At 70.2% G+C, this 20,521-nt stretch carries 16 protein-coding genes and 1 pseudogene; 4 read left to right on the forward strand and 13 right to left on the reverse strand.

Annotated elements, in window-relative coordinates; translation table 11 throughout:
* Positions 1-24: 24 nt before the first annotated feature.
* From H6X67_RS07010 to cas3g, 12 genes and pseudogenes are all read right to left on the reverse strand, one after another.
* A complete protein-coding gene (locus H6X67_RS07010; protein ID WP_249367729.1) occupies positions 25-1,212 on the reverse strand; it encodes a phosphoglycerate dehydrogenase in 1,188 nt (395 codons plus the stop codon).
* A 27-nt stretch (positions 1,213-1,239) separates the two neighbouring features.
* The gene (serC, locus tag H6X67_RS07015) at positions 1,240-2,328 is read right to left on the reverse strand and encodes a 3-phosphoserine/phosphohydroxythreonine transaminase (protein ID WP_249367728.1); all 1,089 of its coding nucleotides are present in this window, start codon (positions 2,326-2,328) and stop codon (positions 1,240-1,242) included.
* Between the two features lie 115 nt (positions 2,329-2,443).
* Entirely contained in the window at positions 2,444-2,977 is a 534-nt protein-coding gene (locus tag H6X67_RS07020) for a hypothetical protein (RefSeq protein ID WP_249367727.1), read from the reverse strand.
* Positions 2,978-3,069: 92 nt separating this feature from the next.
* A complete protein-coding gene (locus H6X67_RS07025; RefSeq protein ID WP_249367726.1) occupies positions 3,070-3,609 on the reverse strand; it encodes a zinc ribbon domain-containing protein in 540 nt (179 codons plus the stop codon).
* Between the two features lie 615 nt (positions 3,610-4,224).
* Positions 4,225-4,448, reverse strand: a pseudogene (locus tag H6X67_RS12055) (recombinase family protein).
* Positions 4,449-4,565: 117 nt separating this feature from the next.
* Entirely contained in the window at positions 4,566-5,090 is a 525-nt protein-coding gene (locus tag H6X67_RS07030; RefSeq protein WP_249367725.1) for a Fic/DOC family protein, read from the reverse strand.
* Positions 5,091-5,239: 149 nt separating this feature from the next.
* The gene (locus H6X67_RS07035; RefSeq protein WP_249367724.1) at positions 5,240-5,479 is read right to left on the reverse strand and encodes an antitoxin VbhA family protein; all 240 of its coding nucleotides are present in this window, start codon (positions 5,477-5,479) and stop codon (positions 5,240-5,242) included.
* Positions 5,480-5,915: 436 nt separating this feature from the next.
* Positions 5,916-7,235, reverse strand: a complete 1,320-nt coding sequence (csb2, locus tag H6X67_RS07040; RefSeq protein WP_249367723.1) for a type I-G CRISPR-associated protein Csb2 — start codon at positions 7,233-7,235, stop codon at positions 5,916-5,918.
* Entirely contained in the window at positions 7,235-8,461 is a 1,227-nt protein-coding gene (cas7g, locus tag H6X67_RS07045) for a type I-G CRISPR-associated RAMP protein Csb1/Cas7g (protein WP_249367722.1), read from the reverse strand. The genes csb2 and cas7g overlap by 1 nt, the downstream gene beginning before the upstream one ends.
* Positions 8,462-8,516: 55 nt before the next feature.
* Positions 8,517-9,008, reverse strand: a complete 492-nt coding sequence (locus tag H6X67_RS07050; RefSeq protein WP_249367721.1) for a type I-E CRISPR-associated protein Cas6/Cse3/CasE — start codon at positions 9,006-9,008, stop codon at positions 8,517-8,519.
* 73 nt (positions 9,009-9,081) lie between these two features.
* Positions 9,082-9,996 carry a hypothetical protein gene (locus H6X67_RS07055; protein ID WP_249367720.1) on the reverse strand — a complete coding sequence of 305 codons (915 nt, stop codon included), beginning with the start codon at positions 9,994-9,996 and terminating at the stop codon, positions 9,082-9,084.
* Positions 9,989-12,715: a type I-G CRISPR-associated helicase/endonuclease Cas3g gene (cas3g, locus tag H6X67_RS07060; RefSeq protein ID WP_249367719.1), complete on the reverse strand. Its 2,727-nt coding sequence runs from the start codon at positions 12,713-12,715 to the stop codon at positions 9,989-9,991. The genes H6X67_RS07055 and cas3g overlap by 8 nt, the downstream gene beginning before the upstream one ends.
* 433 nt (positions 12,716-13,148) lie before the next feature.
* Between cas3g and H6X67_RS07065 the strand changes: the two genes are divergently transcribed.
* Positions 13,149-14,435: an ATP-binding protein gene (locus tag H6X67_RS07065; protein WP_249367718.1), complete on the forward strand. Its 1,287-nt coding sequence runs from the start codon at positions 13,149-13,151 to the stop codon at positions 14,433-14,435.
* Between the two features lie 16 nt (positions 14,436-14,451).
* Here H6X67_RS07065 and H6X67_RS07070 read toward each other — a convergent pair whose 3' ends face one another.
* The gene (locus H6X67_RS07070; protein WP_249367717.1) at positions 14,452-15,987 is read right to left on the reverse strand and encodes a CCA tRNA nucleotidyltransferase; all 1,536 of its coding nucleotides are present in this window, start codon (positions 15,985-15,987) and stop codon (positions 14,452-14,454) included.
* Between the two features lie 69 nt (positions 15,988-16,056).
* Here H6X67_RS07070 and H6X67_RS07075 point away from each other — a divergent pair, with 69 nt between their 5' ends.
* The 3 genes from H6X67_RS07075 to murJ form a co-directional block, all read left to right on the forward strand.
* Positions 16,057-16,566 (forward strand): NUDIX hydrolase, encoded by a 510-nt coding sequence (locus H6X67_RS07075; protein ID WP_249367716.1) that lies wholly within the window; start codon positions 16,057-16,059, stop codon positions 16,564-16,566.
* 5 nt (positions 16,567-16,571) lie between these two features.
* Entirely contained in the window at positions 16,572-18,845 is a 2,274-nt protein-coding gene (locus tag H6X67_RS07080; RefSeq protein ID WP_350337787.1) for a DUF6049 family protein, read from the forward strand.
* On the forward strand, positions 18,842-20,521 hold a 1,680-nt coding region (gene murJ, locus H6X67_RS07085; protein ID WP_502797304.1), incomplete at its 3' end, for a murein biosynthesis integral membrane protein MurJ. The genes H6X67_RS07080 and murJ, both read left to right, overlap by 4 nt.

Consider the following 20,521-nt stretch of genomic DNA (forward strand, 5'->3'; position numbering starts at 1 on the left):
GGGCGAGCAGTGGCGAGGCGGGTCTCAGGCCTTGGCCGGGATGGCGCGTGCGGAGATGACGCCCTCGATGGTGCTCAGCTCCTCCAGGACGCGGCCGTCCACCGCCCCGTCGATGTCAACGAGCGTCACCGCGATCTCACCGCGCGAGCGGTTGAGGAGGTTGGCGATGTTGTGGCCCGCCTGGGCGACGATGGTCGAGACCTGACCGACCATGTTCGGCACGTTGCGGTTGACGATGACGAGGCGGTGCGTGCCCGGCTCGCGGGTCATGACGGCCTCGGGGAAGTTGACCGAGTTGCGCACCTGCCCGTCCTCGAGGAAGCCGCGCAGCTCGTCGACGGCCATGACCGCGCAGTTGCGCTCCGCCTCCTTCGTCGAGGCCCCCAGGTGCGGCAGCGAGATGCACTTGGGGTGCTTGTGCACCGCCGTCGACGGGAAGTCGCAGACGTAGCCGCGCAGGTAGCCCTGGTCCAGGGCGGAGACGACGGCGGCCTCGTCGACGATCTCGGCACGGGCGAAGTTCAGGATGACGGCGGAGTGCTTCATCATCGCCAGGTGCTGGGTGGACACGAGGCCGCGGGTCGCCTCGATGAGGGGCACGTGGACGGTGAGGATGTCCGCCTGGGTGAAGACGTCCTCGATGGTGCGGGCGCGCTCGACCTCCGAGGACAGGTTCCAGGCGTGGTCGACGCTGATCGCCGGGTCGAAGCCGATGACCTTGAGGCCCAGGCCCAGGGCGGCGTTGGCGACCTGGACGCCGATGGCTCCCAGGCCGATGACGCCGAGGGTCTTGCCGGGCAGCTCGAAGCCGACGAACTGCTTCTTTCCGGCCTCGACGGCTCTGGAGATGGCGGCGTCGTCGCCCTCGAGCTCGTGGGCGAAGCGGGCCGCAGGGATGAGGTTGCGCGAGGCGATGAACAGGCCGGCGAGGACGAGCTCCTTGACGGCGTTGGCGTTGGCGCCGGGGGTGTTGAAGACCGGCACGCCGCGCTCGGTCATGGCGGCCACGGGGATGTTGTTCGTGCCGGCGCCGGCACGGGCGATGGCGAGGACGGTGTCCGGGACCGGGGTGTCGTGCAGCTTGGCGGAGCGCACGAGCAGGGCGTCCGGCGAGGCGACGGCCTCACCGACCTCGTAGACCTCGGCGGGGAATCGGGTCAGGCCGGAGCCCGAGATAGCGTTGAGGGTCCTGACGCGGAACTGCTTGGTCACGGTGTGTCCTTCCGTCGGTGACGCGGGTCAGGCGCGGGTGCGCTCGAACTCGGCCATGTAGTCGATGAGGGCGCTCACGCCGTCGTCGGTCATGGCGTTGTAGAGGGAGGCCCTCATGCCGCCGACGCTGCGGTGGCCCTTGAGGTTGGTCAGGCCCGCGGCCTCGGCGCCGGCGAGGAAGTCGGCGTCCAGGGCGGGGTCGGCGAGGGTGAAGGGGATGTTCATGGCGGAGCGCGAGCGCTTCTCGACCGGGTTGGCGTAGAAGCCGGAGGAGTCGATGGCGTCGTAGAGGCGCTGCGCCTTGGCGTCGTTGCGCTCGCCCATGGCGGCCAGGCCGCCCTCATCCTCGATCCAGTGCAGGATGAGGCCCAGCAGGTAGATGGAGAAGGTGGGCGGGGTGTTGAGCATCGAGTCGTTGTCCGCCATCACCTGCCAGTCCCAGATGGCGGGGACGTCGGCGCGGGCGCGGCCGAGCAGGTCCTTGCGGATGAGGGAGATGTCCATGCCGGCGGGGCCGAGGTTCTTCTGGGCGCCACCGAAGACGACGCCGAAGGAGTCGACGTCGAGGGGGCGCGAGAGGTACATGGAGGACATGTCGGCGACGACGGGCACGCCGGCGGCCTCCTCGGTGGGCACGTAGGGCATGGTGACGCCGCCGATGGTCTCGTTGGCGCAGTAGTAGAGGTAGCGGGCGCCCTCGGGGACGGTGAAGGAGCCGGCGTCGGGGGTGGTGGTGTAGGAGGAGGCGGCCTCGTCGGCGACGACGACGGCGTTGACGCCCTGGCGCCGGGCCTCCTTGATGGCCTTGGTGGACCACTGGCCGGTGTTGAGGAAGGCGGCGGTGTCCCCGCGCTGGGTGAGGTTGCCGGGGATGGCGGAGAACTGGCCGGTGGCGCCGCCGGCGAGGAAGAGGACGGCGTAGTCGTCGCTCGCGCCGGTCAGGCGGCGGATGGTGGCCTCGGCGTCGGCGGCGCAGGCGGTGAAGTCCTTGCCGCGGTGGGAGACCTCGAGCACGGACATCCCGGAGGACCGCCAGTCGGTGAGCTCGGACGCCGCCCGCTCGAGGACGGCGAGGGGAAGCTGAGCGGGACCGGCGGAGAAGTTGTGCACGCGCATGGGGGCAGGTTAGCCGGGGCCGGGGCGCGGGTGCACCGGCGTCCCAGCCTGAGGCAGGTGCCGAGTCTGCGTTTGACCGCTCAGAGAACCTGCACATCACCGCCCAGCCGCCGGCCTACCGCGAGGTGGCCACCGGGGGCGGGTAGTGGGCCGCAGCCTGCGCCTTGACCGAGCGCACGAGGTCGATGACGACGAGCACCGCCATGGCGAGGAAGGCGATGAGGGACACGATGATGAGCGGAGTGACGAGGGCGCCGGCGGACTCCCGCCACGGGGAGTAGTGCTCCGGGGTGCTGCCCGTGTCGAGGAGCAGGAAGGAGGCGGTCAGGAAGGCGAGCAGGTACACCGAGTAGGCCAGCGGGATCCACGGTGCCACAGGACGATCGGGCGCCTTGGAGCGGGCGATGTGGAACATGGTGGCGACGACGACGTGCGCCACGGCCTGGCAGGGGGCGAGAGCGAGGATGTAGAAGAACAACCCCCAGCCGGTCTGCTGGTCCGCCGCCATGGCCACGACCCCGGCCACCGGCACGAGGAGGACCGACACCCACCCGATGACAGTGGCTGTGGTGCGGTCCGCGTTCGGGCGGGAGCGGGTGAGCGCGTACCCGTGCCCAGCAGGACCAGGGGACAGGGGTGCGTGGCTCATGACGGCACTGTAACGATGCTGTGCCTCCCCGGTGCGTCTGCTCGGGTGGGGCGCTCTCCCCGCCCCGGCACCGTCGGAGCCCGCCGGGCACGCTACATGCGGGCGCCGCAGCCGGAGCAGAAGGTGGCGTCCTCGGTCTCAAGGAACCCGCAGGACCGGCACCGGACGCGGATCTGCGGTGCGGCCCCAGCGCGCGCCCCGAGGTCGGTGCCCAGTCCTGCCAGGCCGGGGACCTCCTCGAGGCGCTGCTGGTCCTGGGCTCCCTGGGAGCGGTTCCAGGGCTCGGCGTCGCGGGCCTCGCCCTGAGGGGACAGGATGACGCCTGCGCCGGCGAGCCCCTTGCGCCCCAGGCTCTGCAGTGACTTGCCGGCGACACTGACGAGGATCCCGATGAAGGCGACGGGGAAGAGCGTGAACCCGCGCTGGACCTGGGAGGAGATCTGGCCCGGGTGGGAGCCCAGGGAGCCGAGTCCCAGGAACATCGTGAGGAAGACGGCGAGGAAGGCGAGCAGGCCCACGACCTGCAGCACGCCACCGCCGTAGTAGGCCCACTTGCGCCACGGCTGGATGTCGTACTGACGCGGCCGACCACCGTTACCGGTGTAGGGGGAGTGCGTGTACCCGGTGCTCATGGGACTTCCGTTCGCAGGTGCGGGCCTGAGCCCGCGGTTCAGGGACGTTCGATGGTATGCCGACCACTGGCGCCCGCACGTCCCCCGGGCCGGGGAGCAGTACCCGGGGACGACGCTGTTCAGCGTCGGCTCGACAGGCCTCGGTGCCGTCGCAGGGGAGGCTCGCACGCTCATGTGACAGTTGTGACGGAAAACAGGTCGTAGCCGACGGTGCTGCCCACTCCCCTGTGCCTCGTCGGCACCCACGCACATGGGAGCCACGAAGCTAAGGACTTTTCCGCAGAATCTCGCCAACGAAGCCCTCTGAGCGTGCCACGCGCACAACCAGGACCTCGCACTGTCCCCCTGACACTGGGTCACGGCACCTTAGTCAGTACTCTCAACCTGCTGCAAACTGGCTCTTCCTCCGCTCAGCCGACAACGAGCACCACGACGCCCCTCAACCTCCACGGTTACCGGGGTCAGTCATCGCGGCGTGGGACCGCCCCGCGCGCGGCGAGAGCACGGCTCACGCTGGAACGCCCCCGCCACATGGAACAAAAGCCGACCTGCGGGCGTCGTGGTGTCGATCTCCTCAGTCAAGGAGCGAGGCTCAACACCACGCTCACCAAGTTTCTAGACAACGTCGATGGTGCGGCAGAGCCGGTCCAGCCTCCATGCCACCAGCACGTCACCTGCTGTCACGTAGTCCAGCACCGCGTCGTACCCAGTGCGCGACGCCCGCACCCCGACGTATGATCGCTGAAGACCCGCTCACACCCTGCCGCACGTAGCACGTCTACCTGCGACTCAGGGCCCTGATCGGCAGTCGACATCCGCGTGTACCCGATCACGCTCACCGCGAGCTTCCCCGGTCCCAGACCGGCGGCTCCGTCCCGTCCTCAGGCCGGTAGGGGCGCTGGGCGAGCCGACGCTCGACCTGCACACCCAAGTACCGTCGGGGTCACCGCGCGGCCTTACCCAGAAGAGCGGTCGTCGTGCGCCAAGACAGCCGCCGACCGCGGCCGCGCTATGCCCTCAAACACCGGCACGAGCGTTGCCGGAACGACGCCACAGGCCCCGATGTCTGGACGGCTCAGCTCCGAGGCCATGTTCCACTCCTTGTCGTCGACCAAGCCGAAGTCGAGCGTGTAGCGCGACTGCTGGGCGACGTACTCCATGAACACCTTGGACGTGCGACCGTTGCCCTCGCGGAAGGGGTGCGCCTGGTTCAGGTGAGCGAATACCGCGGCCGCGGCGCGGCCGAACTCAACTCGGTCAAGACTCGCCCATTCGGTGTGCTCGACGAGCCGCTGCACGTCGGCCAGGTAGCGGTCGATCTCACCAGCCTTGACGTCGGCAAAGCCGCGCACGCGTCCAACCTTCGTCATGTTCAGAGTGCGGTACTCGCCCGCCCACTCGTACACGTCCTGGAACAGGTATTGGTGGATGGCACGGACGTGCGTGGCGTCGTAGGTGCGAGCCATGATCGAGGGGTCCATGTAGAGCTGCTTCTGGCGCAGCGCCGTGGCCCCGTACTCGAACACCCGCAACGCCGGGGATCGCGAATGTCCTGAATGTTGCGCATCGTTGCGTCATCCGGGGGTGGGTAGAAGTACGACTCCCAGGTACCGAACGTCGCCACGACAACTCAACGAACGATAGCCGCCGGCGCGGCCCGTCGGGCCGCCTCACGCACCCGGCGCAGGTACTCGGTCTCGTCAATCGCCCCGCGGACCTCATCAGTCAGGTTCTCCACGTCCTCACGGTTCGGCTCCCAGCCTTCGTGCCACGCGGCTGCAAGCGCCTGCAGGACGACGTAGCGCTGCGCCCCGTCGAGTTGTACGAACAGCTCGGGCCAACGGTCCTCGACATCGAACTTCTTAGACATGGCGACTCCTCTCAGCGCTCCCTCAATTCTGCTGAGGCGCCCGAAAACGACCTATAGGTAATTTCTGTCGGATTTCTTTATAGACCAGAGTTTCGGACGGCCATCACACGGCGTGCCGATCCCACATGCCAAACACTCGGCGACCGCCCTCACGTAGAGTCGGCTACCCCTCCCCGACGATCTCCTTGACCAGGGTGCCTCAATCTCCATACATGTGGAGCCGGCACCTCGACGTCGTCGCCGACGACGGCGACCCGGCCTCAACCTCCACGCACGTGGAGCCGGCGCGGCAAGCGGCTGGTCGCTAGGCACGGCCTCCCCTCAACCTCCACGCACGTGGAGCCGGCTGGTCGAGGTCGGTGCCCACGATGTAGCTCTCGCCTCAACCTCCACGCACGTGGAGCCGGCACTTGCAATCGTTGAGATAGCGCGGCCTCTATCTCAGTTTCGACCGCAGAGCATTCACTGCCAACCCATCCGCACCGACGGGCACCATCCACATGCGGTCGATGATGAGCGGGCCTGGAACCTCCCGATCGAAGACTACCGACACATGCCTGCGGTCGGTCAGACCGTCCGCATCTGGGCCCACACTCGCACAGGACTCCGTGTGCGCACCGATCCAGTCGATCTGTGCCCCACGACCATCGGCGAACGACGCAAGCGTCGAGAGAACGTCCTCGTCACTCAAGGCGGTCGGCAGTAGTGTCGTCCACCCCATCGATGAGCCCACTGCCGACCTGATGACCAGGGGAAGCGAGGCGAGGGAACGCGGCTCAGTCGGCCTCGCCGTCACCACCCCCGACCGCGTCGCGAGAGGCACCACCCGTCTCGGACCACTGTCTCGGACCAGCACGCCGCGCAGCACGGGAGTCTCGCGACGTCCTGCGGTACCGAACAGCGGCAGCGCCCAGGAGACATTCTCAAGACCACCGATCAGCTGATCGACGACGATCGGTGCCTCCTCATCGATCAGTGCCACGTCGAGGTCCTCGCCGGCCGGGAACCGGAACAGCACTGCTCCCTCGAGGAGCTGCCGTGGCGGGAGCACCGGGCCAGCAGTCCTCAACTTGTCGTCGACGAGCCGGTACCGGGCGACCGGACGCACATCGAGGGCCGGATGCGTCCCCGTCACGCGGCTGCGCCTTCGCTGCTCCTCACGCATGTCGAGCGCAGCGAGGAGCTCCGGCGTCGCCACGCGCATCTCGATGCTCCCGAGCTCGTCCGGGACCCAGAGTGAGCTCGCCCCTGGCACCTGGGCCCGCCCGGCGACGACGTCGAGAATCACGGGAGAGGTCGGACGCCCGAGGTACTCGACTCTCCGGGCCAGCAGATCGAGCTCCGCAAGATCGATGGCACCAGTCTCGTCCTCATAGACCCACCTGACCACGTCATCGGGCCCGGTACCGACCGGGACACCGCGCTCAGGATCCTTCTGGGCCTTCTGTCCGAACCGCTCCCGGGCGTCGATGATTCCGACCGCCGTACCGGCGGCGTTGACCTTGAGCTCATTGTTCACCGGCACCCACCGGCTGAATCCGGTGTCACGATGTCCTTCCTGCGGTGCACTGACCTCGGGCGCCCGCAACGAGAAGAAGTGCTCCGCAGTCGCAACTCCCACCCCCTCGCGGTGGGCAGCCGCAAGAAACGCGGCCGCGAGCCGCGCCGGCGCCGGCGGCCACTCGGGCGCGTTCCCGGCACCGTGAGCATTGAACTCCCCGAGAGGGAAGCGCGCCGTCACGGTGAAGACCTGCATCAGTGGTCTTCCTCGTGCTCCAGCTCAACCTTGCCGTCGATGAGGCCGATGACCCTGCCGAGCGGGGAGCTGGCGGAGACGGTCACCACCCGCGGCCCGTTCCAACCCACCTCGGCACCGAGCTCGCGAACCAGGTCGATGAGATCGGCGACAGTCGGTAGCTCCAGTGCCTCAGAAGACACGCCGTGCCGTTCCACAGCCACTTCGAGACCGGGCTCGATGAGCCTCAGCTCGGTGCCGGCCCGGAAGGCCAGGTTCTGGTGCAGAAGCAGGTACAGCAGGAGGGTGAGAGCAGTGACCAGTGCACGGGCTGTCGTCGTCTCCTCGAAGCGGAAGGTCCGCAGGCCGGTGAAGGAGAGGAAGGCGTGGCTCTCGATGGCGCGGTAGGTGAGATCCGACGGCGTTGGCCGCTTCGGGTCTGCCTCTCTTGAGATCCGCGTCGGCGGGATGGAGCCAAGCCCGAGGGTGGACAGCTTCTGTCCCGCGACCTTCTGGTCGGCCTTGACGGCCGCGAAGAGCGCATCGACCTTCGCAGCCATCCGCCGTCGTTCGACAACTCCGAGTGCGATGAACTCCGCGGTGAAGAGCCGTGCCGACCTCGACTCCGCCGGGTTCATGACGTAGTGGCCCAGGTACGTGTCCTTCACCTGCGCGAGGTCGGCGTCCGCTCCTGCCTTGACCCCACGCTTGCCTTTCGCCGCCTCGTCGACCGCAGCCTGTGACCTCTTGGTGTGCGAGTGCCACCAGCCGAAGGGGATCGCTGTCGGGAAGCCCGTGAGGAGCGCATCGGGGTGGGAGCGCGTCGCCTGCTGGATGTCGTCGAAGGCGACCCCGGCCTCGCGGAGCTCGTCGCGGCACAGGCGCCATGTCGCGTCCGCCTGCCGGTGCGACAGCTCGACGGACGTGGTCAGCACGTTCCCGTCGTCGTCGACGAGGGTGACCAGTGGGAAGCCGAGAATGTCGGCGAGAGCGCGGTCCCCATAGGTTCCGGCGAGCAGGGCCTCACACCGCGAGGCGACGCTGCCCCACGTGTCGAGCGTCGCTGCGGGCTCGCCGTCGGCGGAGGCGAAGACGCCAACGGGCTCCCCGTCCTGGCGGATCGTCCCGGCCGGTGGGGTGACCGTGCGCCCTGTGAGGGACTCGTAGTGTCCCTTGAGACTGATTCCGGCGACTGCCGGGTCGGACGAGAGCCGCTCGATGAGCTCTCGGAAACCTGCTGCGGACATGTCGGGCTCCTGACTGCGGTGAGTGGGTTGAGGGACTGGTGGGACCGGGGCGCGGTCACAGGATGATGGGCATGCCGTAACCGAAGGCCTTGCCCCGGCCGAGACCTCGAGCAAGGACCTCGCTGTCCTCGGTGACCGAGGAGACCGTGGCGGTGAGGTCGCGGATCGTGAAGGATCTGGAGCCGCGCTCGCCGACCCGCCAGCGCCTGGAGGAGACGAAGTCGTGAACGGTGACACCGTGCCGCTCGAACAGCGCCTTCCCCCAGGTCTCGACCTCCTCATCGAGGACGGGACGGGTCCTGGTCCGGCCGTCGTCATCCTCCCGGCGCTTCTCAGCGACGACGCGGACCGTCACACGGTCACCGGCATGGAGGACATCGGGAGCATCGATCTCCTCAGCCCCCTCGATCATGTCCGGGGCTCGGAAGCGGATGACCAGGTGGCCCGTGGTCCCATCGATCTCGGTGGGCAGGGACAGCCGGTAGAGGACATGGAGGTCGGCGCGGATCGCCCGGGACGCTCCGTGCAGGTTGGGGAGGTAGGACATGGCGAGCTTGTGCACGCCGTCGGGTGACGCCAACGCAGGCAGAGCCTGGGGCAGAGGGATTGAGACACGCTGGTCAGGCACGGTGTCCTCCGTTCGTCTCGCCGAAGGGCTCGCTCGGCGCGAGGTAGCTGATCTTGGCCGCCGGCTCCGTCAGGATCCGTGCGGACCTTCTGGGCCATGGAAGACCACTCGGCGAAGCCTCGTGGAGATCGACCACCGCCTCAATCGACAGGGGCACCGGATTGAGGAACCACATGAGTCCCTTTCTCAGCCCTGCTTCCGTGACCGTCCTCTGGGCGGGTTCGATGAGCATCTGCCCGCACAGGGCGAGCAGGTCGAGGAGCGGCTGGACATCGCACTTCTCGGAGCCGGACGTCGTCCGGGGCATCGTCGCGCTGGCGGAGAACCTCAGCCCCGGTTTTGCCTCAACGACTGTCAACGTCCCGTCCAGGAGCAGCAGGATCTCCGATTCCGCGCGCTCGCGCGCCTCCTGCGCCGTCGTGGCACCCAGGAGCTCCCACGTGTCCTGCACCGACTTCGCCGTGTATCCCCTGCCGGTGAGGAAAGTCAGCGCCGCGGCTGGGACCTGGACCTCTGCCTCATCGCCTTTCGGCGTCCTCGCCGAGCCTGCAAGGTCAAAGGTGCGGATCACCGAGGGGTCCGCGAGACCCCCGCCGTCGTGAACTCCCTCCCAGTCCCGGCCCACCACGGCGTTGATGAGGCTGCGCGACGGCGTCGTGGTCTGGATCCCCCTCAACGGCCCCTCTCCGAGCCCCCACAGGCGTGCCGCCAGCTCGATCGCAGCGCGCTCGGCAAGCGCCGTCGGAACTCCCTCCCATGTGATCACGGGCTGCCCCCACGTGCCCTCAAAGTGGATGGTGGCCCCCGGGAGGAGTGAGGTCAGGCCCCAGGCGCACAGCACATGAGCCGGTCTGAGCCCGCTGAGCGACCTCAGCCGGTAGGTCGCCGGGACTCTCGCGTCAGTCATCGAGCTGCTCCTTCCTCGAGGCCTCCCAGTCGGCGAGGCGGACAATGGCCTCCAGCAGCGCGAGCCCGTAGACGCCGTACCTGGCGTTGAGGCGCCGGAAGTCCCGCGACCTGTCGCTCCACCGTGAGTCTCCCAGATCCTGATAGGGCTCCTGTCGGGCCTGTCCGGTCCCGGTGAGGACCGGACCGAGCCCTCGGAAGTACCCGTGGTGGGTAAGGACGAGGTGACGGACGAGCTCCGCGTCGTCGGCTCTGACAACTTCGGCTGTCAGCGCCTCGTCGAGGAGAGCGGCTGAGGCCGCCTCGTGCCTCCATCCTCTCGGGACGCCGGCCAGCGCCAGCGACCGGCGATGAAGGCGATGGGGCAGCGCCGACTTCGCCAGTGGAGGGCCGCCATCCTCACCATCTAGGATGAGCCAGCCGTCAGGGCCCTCACGCATCCTCAGCGAGGCCTGGAAGAGCTCAGACGACCCCTTGCCGGCGTCATGCCACAGCCCCGCCATCCGGATGTCGGCAACAACGTCGCGGGGCAGGCCGAGGGCCCGTGCCCAGCGCTCGGCGAGAGCCGCCACGTCGGCACTGTGGGAGTCCAGGGTGACAGCACGCTCCGTGCTCTCAGCCGCAGGGGCCACGATCCGGAGCCTCAACCACGGATGCGCCGAGTCTCTGCCCAGGAGGTCCACGGCCAGCACACCGTCGACCTTCTCGCGGATACTCTCAGCAAGCTCGAGAAGGGAGTCCCCGACCTCCTCCTGCCTCACCGATCCGACCTCGGCCCGGAGATCGGTGAGGATCGTGGAGCGAGGCTCAGCAGCCTCCTCTTGGAGCGTCATGACAATCTGGGAGGTGGTCGCACCGGGGAGAACCACGCGGTCGGACAGGTCACGGCCGGCATCAGGGACACCAAGGGCAGCCCCCAGGCACGTGGGCTCGACAACGATCACCGCACCGGGGCTCACGGTGGCGAGATCTCCCACCTGCTCGACGATCCGCGGCTCACGTGCTCCGGTGGGGTCAAGCACGACCGCGGAGTCCGCCTCGAGGACCGGGCGGAGCACATCCTTGAGGTCGGCGAGGCGAACGGTCCATCCCTCAGCGCGGGCGTCCGGTGGCTCCTCGGCGAGATCCTCGAGCAGCGCCTTGTCGGCCTTCTCCGCGATGAGCCCGATCTCTGTCCGCGCCACGACGACGACCTCACCACGCGGGTCCTCCAGCGCGCGGATCCACGGCGTGACTGGCGGGTCGTTGCGGGATCCTGCCGTGCGGGTGTAAGCACCCAGCACAGTTGGGGGGATCGTTACCGGCTCCTGGGACCGCAGGCGCAGCTCGGCGGGGCCGCGACGCAGCCTCTCGACGACCTCACCGAGTGTGGTGGCGCCTCGCAGCTCCTCGAGAACAGCCCATGCTGTGGTGCCGTACACGGGGTCCTTGCCCTTGGTGGAGTGGACGATCCGCACGCTGCCGTCGCGCCGTGCCCCGATCCGGTTGACGCGCCCGAGGCGCTGGATCAACGCGCTCGCGTCGGCGGACTCCGTCACGAGGTGGGTGAAGTCCAGGTCAGCACCCACCTCAAGAGTCGAGGTCGCGACGACGACCACGGGATCGGCGTCCCACCGGTCCGAGGCCCCTGTGCGCAGCCCTGCGAGCCTGTCGACGACCTCGCGGCTGCGGGCCTCCGGCATACCTCCCATGAGGATCTCGATCCCGACCCCTGCGTCTGAGCACGGGCGCTCGAGCGCCTTGCGAACCTTCTTGGCCGTCACGACCCTCGTGCAGAAGACGACGACGCCGTCACCCCTGCCCAGGTTCTCAAGGAGGTCCACCACGGGTGCGACAAGGGCAGGCACGGCGTCGCCGTCGACCTCAACCACCTCGACCGGGAGGATGTCGCGCGCGGTGCGCCGTCCCACTAGCGACGGGTCCTGGGCCTGCTCAAGGTGAGCGTCCCAGCACAGGACGTCGTCGACTGCCTCAACGGGTGTGGCCGTCATGGCCATGACGCGCAGGCTCGGGAGCACACCAGTGAGATCACCGAGCAGCACCGGTCCGGCGTTCTCGAGAGTGAGGAGTGTCCGCATCGTCTGCGGTGCGAGATGCGCCTCGTCGAGGACCCACCACGTGTCCGCGCCCGTGAGCCCGGCGTCAATGCTGCGTCGACGTGGGGAGAGCTGGTACCCGCGGAACAGGAGGCGTGAGCAGAGCATGTCGAGCGTCCCGACGACGATGGCCGGTACGGCAGGGTGTCGTGTGTGCTCCGTGAGCCCACTGGCACGGCCGGTGGTACGAGCACCGGGAGAGGCATCGTCGTCGACGACGCCTCCGCGGATGCGGAGGACCTCGAGGACGGCGTCGTTCGGCTCGAGCTCCAGGTGACCACGGAGCACCGAGACCACGGCCAGGAGCGGGCCGTCAGCCGCGTCCACCAGGCGGTCCCGCACCAGGGTGGCCGCACGGTAGGTGTCGTCGACGACGACCCGCCGGTCGCTGACGAGGTGCAGACGCATGGGGACGTCCCGCACAGGTCCTGCGTCCGCGACATCGACAGCGAGGGCGTAGAACCACGCCACGACGACGGCGAGGGTCTTGCCCATCCCCGTTGGCACGTCGAGGGCGCCGGGCAGCTCGCCCCGAGACATTCGTCGTGCGAGCTCGACCTGGTAGGCCCTTGGACGGTAGCCCGTGAGGGCTGCGAAGAACTCCTCGAATGACGGAAGCGTCACGGTCTCCTCGATCTCAACGTGCAAGAAGATTTATCATGAGTACAGTTTGACCCCCGATCACTCGGGGACGCACGAGGCGATCAACCCGGATGTCATGGGTACAACCTCGACCTCCACCTGCGCGGAGAACACAGGAAAATCGTAGATCATGGCGTGTCCCGTGTCACCCCGTCACCGGTACGCCTGGGAACCCGACCGGACTGCGCCCATCGCCGCCCGTTTTCGCTCGGTATCCAGAGATCGAAGTGGACCATTGTGAGCATTTCAAGTGGACCAGAATGAGCGTTTCACGTGGATCGCAGTGAGCGTGGCACCCGGCGTACCAGTCAGACCTCTGCCGCAGAAGACGCACCGAGCCCCGAGGCTGGGCACGGATCCACAAGGCGGTGCCCGTCAGATGACGGCACACCCACCAGTCCCTAGCATCTCGGTCATGGCACGAGAGTTCCCCCGGCTCCTCCAGCCCCGACTGCGCGAGCTGCTCACCGGTCTCGCCGCCATCAGCATCGAGGGCGCCCGCGGAGTGGGGAAGACGTGGCTGGCACGACGGCACGGGGGAACCTTCATCCCCGTCGACGACCCGGACGAGCGCGCTCAGCTCTCGATCCTGGGAGCCCACCTGGTGGAGCAGACCCACCCTCCCCTGGTGCTCGACGAGTGGCAGAGGATGCCCGAGCTCTGGGACCGGGTGCGACGCGCGGTCGATCTTGACCCCGCACCCGGCCGGTTCATTCTCACGGGGTCCGCCTCACCGGCCCAGGCACCCGTCCACACAGGAGCCGGACGCATCGCCACCATGAGAATGCGTCCACTCAGCCTCACCGAGCGGGGCATCGAGACCCCCACGGTCAGCCTCGCGTCACTGCTCGTCGGCAACAGCAGCGAGACGGTCGGCGGTGCCACGCACGTTGGCCTCGACCAGTACGTCGACGAGATCCTCCGCTCAGGATTTCCCGCCATCCGGGAGCTGCCACCCCTCGCCAGAGAGGCTCAGCTCGACTCCTACCTCGAGCAGACGGCCCTGCACGACCTGGCGGACGGCACACCGCGCAGGGCGCGCGGCCTGCAGGACTGGATGCAGGCCTACGCCGCGGGCATCTCGACGTGTGCCACCTACGACGCGATCAACAGCCTCGCCGGGGGACGAGATGGAGGTCCACTGGCGTCCTCGACCGCACGCACGTACCGCGACATCCTTGAGGCGGTCTGGTTCCTGGATCCCCTGCCAGGATGGTCCCCGTCCGAGAACGAGTTCTCGAGGTTGACAGGGATGGACAAGCACCAGATGTGCGATCCCGCCCTGGCGGCCCGTCTCCTCGGCCTCGGCGCCGCCAGCCTCCTCGGCGTCGGCAGACCGAGCATGACCACACCTCGGGGAGTGCCCCGCAGGACGCGACTGCTCGGACCCCTCTTCGAGTCGCTCGTGATCCAGAGCACGCAGGTCTATGCCGATCTGTGCGGAGCCCGCGTGCACCACCTGCGCACGAAAGGAGGACGGCAGGAGATCGATATCGTCGTCGAGGGCGCTGACCGACGTGTCGTGGCCATCGAGGTCAAAGCCGGAGCAGCACCCCGGCCCGGGACCACCCGTCACCTCACGTGGCTGCGGGACCGGCTCGGCGACCGGCTCGCCGACGCGGTCGTCGTCACCTCAGGCAGGCGGGCGTACCGCGATGAGGACGGCATCGCCGTCGTCCCGGCCGCTCTGCTCGGCCCGTGACGGAGAGCCCCAGCCCTCACTTGTCCCGCGCCGCCCACCAGGAGCGCAGGGCCTGGCGGGCCAGCTCCTCGCCCAGCGGGCCCTTCTCCATGCGCAGGTCCATGAGGAAGCGGTAGGCCTCGCCCACCACGGGCCCGGGCTCGAGCCCCAGCTCGGCCATGATCTGGCCGCCGTCCAGGTCCGGGCGGATCGCCGCCAGCTCCTCCTCGGCGGCGAGCTCGGCGATGCGCCGCTCGAGGTCGTCGTAGGCGGCGTCGAGCATCCGGGCCTTGCGCTTGTTGCGCGTCGTGACGTCGGCGCGGGTGAGCCGGTGCAGCCGCTCGAGCAGGGGGCCGGCGTCGGTGACGTAGCGGCGCACGGCGGAGTCGGACCAGCCGGCGTCGGCGTAGCCGTGGAAGCGCAGGTGCAGCTCCACCAGCCGGGACACGTCGCGCACGGTCTGCTTGTCGAAACGCAGGGCCGTCAGCCGCTTCCTCGTCATGCGCGCGCCCACGTGGTCGTGGCCGTGGAAGGTGACCGTCCCGCCCGGCAGGAAGCGGCGGGTGGCGGGCTTGCCGATGTCGTGGAGGATCGCCGCCAGCCGCAGCACGAGGTCGGGGGCGGGCACGGGCCCCTCGGGCCCGGTCTCCAGGTCCATGGCCTGGTCGAGGACGGTGAGCGTGTGCTCGTAGACGTCCTTGTGGCGCCGGTGCTCGTCGACGGTCTCCTGCAGGGCGGACAGCTCGGGCAGGACGACGTCGCACACGCCCGTGTGCACCAGCAGCTCGAGACCGCGCCGTGGCCAGGGCGAGACGAGCAGGCGCTCGAGCTCGGCGCGCACGCGCTCGGCCGAGACGATCTCGAGCCGGCCGGCCATCAGGCTCATGGCATCCATGACGTCGGGCTCGACGTCGAAGCCGAGCTGGGCGGCGAAGCGGGCGGCACGCATGATGCGCAGGGGGTCGTCGTCGAAGGACTGGACGGCGCTCACCGGGGTGCGCAGGACGCCAGCAGCCAGGTCGGCGAAGCCGCCGCAGGGGTCGACGAGCTCGAGCTCGGGCAGGCGCAGGGCCATGGCGTTGACGGTGAAGTCGCGCCGGGTGAGGTCCCCCTCGAGGGTGTCGCCGTAGGCGACGACGGGCTTGCGGCTGCCGACCTCGTACTCCTCGGTGCGGTAGGTGGTGACCTCGACGACGACGTCGCCCTTGCGGGCCCCGATGGTGCCGAACTCCTTGCCCACGTCCCAGCAGGCGTCGCCCCAGGCGGTGAGGATCGCCTCGGTCTGGTCGGGGCGGGCGGAGGTGGTGCAGTCCAGGTCGTGGGGGGCGACGCCGAGGAAGGCGTCGCGCACGGGCCCGCCGACGAGGGCGAGCTCGTGCCCGGCGCGCGCGAAGCGGTGGCCGAGGGCGGTGAGCGGGGCCGGCAGGTGGGCGAGCGCCTCGCGGGCGGTGGCGGTCAGGCCCGCGGCGTCCCGGCTGAGGTCGGTCGTCGGGCGGGCGGTGGCCCCCGGCGGGACCTGCCCGGCCCGGTGGCCGGGGGCGGGAGTGCTCGTCGTCGTCTTCGGGTCGCTCATCTGGACAAGGGTGCCACGTGGACCGGGCGACGGCCGACCTACCTGGCTCGACCGCCTAGAGTGTCCTCTATGCCCAGCCATCGCACTCGCGGACCCCACGTCGGCTCCCAGCCGAGCCGGGCGAGTGCGCGCCACCTGCCTGTTGTCGATGAGACGAGCGCGGGCGGCCTGGTCATCGACGTGCAGGACGGCCGGGCGGTGACCGCCGTCATCGCGCGGCGCAACCGTGGGGGCCGCCTGGAGTGGTGCCTGCCCAAGGGCCACCTGGAGGGCGAGGAGACGGCCGAGCAGGCGGCGGTGCGCGAGATCGCGGAGGAGACGGGGATCACCGGCCGTGTGCTGCGCCACCTGGCGACCATCGACTACTGGTTCGCCGGTGACGACCACCGTGTCCACAAGGTCGTGCACCACTTCCTGCTGGAGGCGATCGGGGGCGAGCTGACGACGCGCAACGACCCGGACCACGAGGCGGAGGATGTCGCCTGGGTGGACCTGGACGAGGTCTCACGCCGCCTGGCCTACCCCAATGAGCGGCGCATCGTCGCCGCCGCCCGCGAGATCCTCGTCGGGGACGGGTGAGGTCCGTGGGGCTTCGCCTCCTGCGCGCCTGGGCGGCCGCAGCGGCTGCCGCGGTGCTTCTTGTGCCGACGGCGGTCGCCCCGCCCTGCGCCCAGGCGGCTGCCGGGCCGTCCCCGGCCAGCACGGCGTCCACCCGGGTCGCCCCGGCCGGCACGACGACGGCCCCCTACGTCGAGGGCCAGGTGACCCTCTCGGTGGACTCGCTGGCCCCGGAGGTCCTCACCAGCGAGGAGTCCGTGACGATCACGGGATCGGTCACCAACGGCACGGACCGTCCGGTGCACGAGGCGAGCCTCGTGGTGCAGGTGCAGTCCCGCACGGAGGTGACGGTCGAGGAGCTCGAGCTGTGGCTGGCCCAGGCGCGCCGCACCCGGGTGAGCCAGGTGCGGGTCGAGGACACCGAGGACATCGCCCCCGGTGAGACGCGCAGCTTCTCGATCACGGTGCCGGCGGCCGACCTGCCCCTGTCCGATGAGGACCAGTGGGGGCCCCGGGGCGTCGAGGTCATCCTCACCGAGGGCTATGACACGGTGGCGGTGGACCGCACGCTGCTGCTGTGGGACCCGGGCACGACCGCCCAGGCCTCCCGGGTGACGGCCGTCGTGCCGGTCGCGGCCTCGGCGGCCGAGATGACGGCCCTGCTGTCCTCCACCACCCCCACGGGCCCGGCCGAGGCCTCCGCCGAGGAGGCCCAGGAGGTGACGGCGCTGCGCCAGCGGGTGACGGCGCTGCTGGGCCTGGCGCGCGAGGGCGTCGTGCTCGCCGTCGACCCCTCCCTGCTTGAGGCCCTGGGCCTGCCCCTGGACAAGGAGGAGGCCGCCTCCGCCACAGCCTCCCCGGACCCGGCCGCCACCCCGGGGGACTCCGGCCCCACGGAGGCCCCGACGCAGGCCCCCGCCCCAGGCACCGCTCCGACGGCGACACCCACCTCCCAGCCCCCGGACCCCTCGGTGACTCTGCGTCGGGCCCGCGCCGAGCTCGCCCGGGCCCTGACGGACGCGCGTGAGGCGGGCGACGTCGTCGTCCTGGCCTGGCAGGACGCGGACCTCGCCTCACTGGCCCACCTCGGCGAGACCGACCTGGCCGCGAGCGCGCTCACCCGTGCGCACCAGGAGGCCTCCCTGCTGGACGACGCCCTCGGCACGGACCTGTCCTCCGGCACGACGACGGCCCTGGCGACCGGACCGCTCGACGCCGCGACCCTGTCCCTCCTGCCGGAGACGGTCACGACCGTCATCGCCTCCCCCGGTGACCTGCCGGTGGCCGAGGAGCTCTTCTACACGCCCTCGGGCACGACGACGGTCAACGGGCGCGCGGTGCTCGTGCCGGACGAGGACCTGTCGGACGCGGCCTCGGGCACCTCCGACGGCGCCGCGCTCAACGGGCTCGACGCCCGCCAGCTGCTGCGCGCGGACACCGCGGTGCGGGTGCGCCAGGCGCCGAGCGTGGGCCGTGACGTCGTCGTCACCGTCAGCCGCGCCGAGGCCGCGAACCAGACCGCCGAGGTTCTTGACGAGCGACTGGACGCCCTGCTGGACGCCGGCTGGACGGTGCCGCAGGACCTCGGCTCCCTCGTCGGCTCCGCGCGCGAGGACGAGACGAACGGCGAGCAGGCCGCGCGCCAGCCCCTGCCGGAGGTGGCCCAGGCGGAGGGCGAGCTCACCGCCGAGGACCTGGCCGCCGCTCGGCAGGCCGAGGCGGGCCTGGAGACCCTGGCAACGGTCCTGTCGGACCCCCAGGCCGTCACCGGCGGGGCCACGGAGGTTGTGTCCGCCTGCGTGTCGAGCGCCTGGCGCACGGACACGGCGGGCAGGAGCGCCTACACGGCCGCCGTCGCCGGCCTGAGGGACACGGTGGCGGCGGGGCTGAGCGCGGCCCCGTCGTCGACGATCAACGTCATCGCGCAGTCCGCGTCCATGCCGGTGCGGGTCGTGTCCTCCCTCGACCAGGACGTGACGGTGCGGGTGCACCTCAAGCCGAGCTCGACGCGCCTGCAGGTGTCCGAGGACGTCGAGGTGACGGTCCCGGCGCAGGGGGAGGCGACGGTGAGCGTGCCGATCACGGCCGTGGGCTCGGGTGAGGTCACGGTGACGATCGACCTGCTGGCCCCCGACGGCACGAGCGTGGGCACGCCGGTGGCGATCCTCACCCGGGTGCACGCGGACTGGGAGAACCTGGGCACGCGCGTCGTCGCCGGCCTGCTGGTGCTCGTCCTCGTCGCCGGCATCGTGCGCACGGTGCGTCGGGGTCGACGCACGCCGACGGAGGGGGAGGCATGAGCGCTAAGAGCTCCATCGCGCGCTCGAGCGCGGTGATGGCGGCCGGGACGCTGGCCTCGCGCCTGCTCGGTCTGGTGCGCAACGCGCTGCTCATCGCGGCCCTGGGGGCGACCGCCTCGGGGGCCGCCGACGCCTTCAACGTCGCCAACATGCTGCCCACGCAGCTGTACAACCTCATCATCGGCGGTGTCCTCAACGCGATCCTCGTGCCGCAGATCGTGCGCGTCATGCGCGAGCGCAACGGTGACGAGCTCGTCAACCGCCTGCTCACGGCGGCGGCCGCCGCCATCGCCCTCATCTCGGCGCTCCTGACCGTCGCGGCGCCGCTGGTCATCACGCTGTACGCCTCGGGCCTGGACCGCTGGCAGCCACTGGCCTACGCCTTCGCCTTCTGGTGCATGCCGCAGGTGTTCTTCTACGGCCTGTACGCCCTGTGGGGGCAGGTGCTCAACGCCCGCCACAACTTCGGGCCCTACATGTGGGCGCCGGTGCTCAACAACGTCATCTCGATCGTCGCGATCCTGGCCTACCTGCGCCTGTACGGCGGCTACACCCAGGGTCAGGACCCGGGCGTGTGGGACGCGGGCCGTATCGCCCTGGTGGGTGGCACGACGACGCTGGGCATCGCCCTGCAGGCCCTGGTCCTGTACGTGCCGCTGCGCCGTTCGGGCTTCCGTCCCCGGATCGTGTGGGGACTGAGGGGCACGGGACTGGGCTCGATGTCGAAGGTGGCCCTGTGGGCCCTGGTGGGCACCGCCGTCGTCTCCCTGGGGGACCTGGCGGTGACGAACCTGGGATCACGGGCGGTGACGGCCGCCGAGTCGACCGAGTACGCGGGCACCATCGTGCCCTCGACGACGATGTACGCCAACGCGCTGCTCGTCTACATGCTGCCCCAGTCGCTGGTGACGACCTCGGTCATCACGGCCCTGTTCACGCGCATGAGCGAGAAGGCTGCGGCCGGGGACCGCGAGGGGGTGCGTGAGGACCTGTCCCTGGGCCTGCGCTCGGTCGGCGTGTTCACGGTGCTGTTCGCCGTCGGGATCGCGACCCTGTCAGCCCCGGCCCTGCAGCTCTTCGTCCCCTCGATCTCCCTGGAGCAGGCGACGGCCTCCGCCCCGATCCTCACGGTGCTGGCCCTGGGGATCCCCTTCCAGGGCATCTGGTTCACCACCCAGCGGGTCATGCTGGCCTACGCCGACACCCGCAGGCTCGTGCGGGCGGACTGCGTCGTGGGCGGGGTCGCGGTGCTGGGCTGCGTGCTCGCCTACCTGCTGGCGCCGGCCAACCAGTGGATGGCGTGGGCGGCGGCCGCCAACGCGCTGTCCCTGGCGGCGGCCTCGGCGGCGGTCGTGCCCCTGCTGCGCCGCCACCTGCCGAGCCTGGACGGGCGGCGGGTGGCCTCGACCTACGCGCGCCTGGTGGGCGCGGCCCTCGTGGCCTTCGTCGTCGGGTGGGGGGTGCGCCGGCTCCTGGGACCGGCGGACGGGTCGATGACGGGCACCCGGGCGACGGACGCGCTCGTGACCGTGCTGCTGGCCGCCGTGCTCATGACGCTGGCCTACCTGGTGGCGGCGCGGGCGCTGCGCGTGGCGGAGCTGGGCGTCCTGTTCGGGCCGTTGTCGCGCCTCGTGCTCGCGGCGGGCCGCCTCCTGCCCGGCGGCGCGGGGCGGGCG

Origin of the sequence: Actinomyces sp. AC-20-1 (genome assembly GCF_023369555.1) — a bacterium.
Lineage (GTDB): Bacteria > Actinomycetota > Actinomycetes > Actinomycetales > Actinomycetaceae > Actinomyces.

Excerpts from the sequence above, each read along its gene's own strand:
- H6X67_RS07070 (WP_249367717.1), bottom strand. The coding sequence starts at position 15,987 with ATGAGCGACCCGAAGACGACGACGAGCACTCCCGCCCCCGGCCACCGG.
- H6X67_RS07025 (WP_249367726.1), bottom strand. The coding sequence starts at position 3,609 with ATGAGCACCGGGTACACGCACTCCCCCTACACCGGTAACGGTGGTCGG.
- cas7g (WP_249367722.1), bottom strand. The coding sequence starts at position 8,461 with ATGTCCGCAGCAGGTTTCCGAGAGCTCATCGAGCGGCTCTCGTCCGAC.
- H6X67_RS07030 (WP_249367725.1), bottom strand. The coding sequence starts at position 5,090 with ATGGACCCCTCGATCATGGCTCGCACCTACGACGCCACGCACGTCCGT.
- H6X67_RS07065 (WP_249367718.1), top strand. The coding sequence starts at position 13,149 with ATGGCACGAGAGTTCCCCCGGCTCCTCCAGCCCCGACTGCGCGAGCTG.
- H6X67_RS07050 (WP_249367721.1), bottom strand. The coding sequence starts at position 9,008 with ATGTCCTACCTCCCCAACCTGCACGGAGCGTCCCGGGCGATCCGCGCC.
- csb2 (WP_249367723.1), bottom strand. The coding sequence starts at position 7,235 with ATGCAGGTCTTCACCGTGACGGCGCGCTTCCCTCTCGGGGAGTTCAAT.
- H6X67_RS07075 (WP_249367716.1), top strand. The coding sequence starts at position 16,057 with ATGCCCAGCCATCGCACTCGCGGACCCCACGTCGGCTCCCAGCCGAGC.
- H6X67_RS07055 (WP_249367720.1), bottom strand. The coding sequence starts at position 9,996 with ATGACTGACGCGAGAGTCCCGGCGACCTACCGGCTGAGGTCGCTCAGC.
- H6X67_RS07035 (WP_249367724.1), bottom strand. The coding sequence starts at position 5,479 with ATGTCTAAGAAGTTCGATGTCGAGGACCGTTGGCCCGAGCTGTTCGTA.
- H6X67_RS07020 (WP_249367727.1), bottom strand. The coding sequence starts at position 2,977 with ATGAGCCACGCACCCCTGTCCCCTGGTCCTGCTGGGCACGGGTACGCG.
- serC (WP_249367728.1), bottom strand. The coding sequence starts at position 2,328 with ATGCGCGTGCACAACTTCTCCGCCGGTCCCGCTCAGCTTCCCCTCGCC.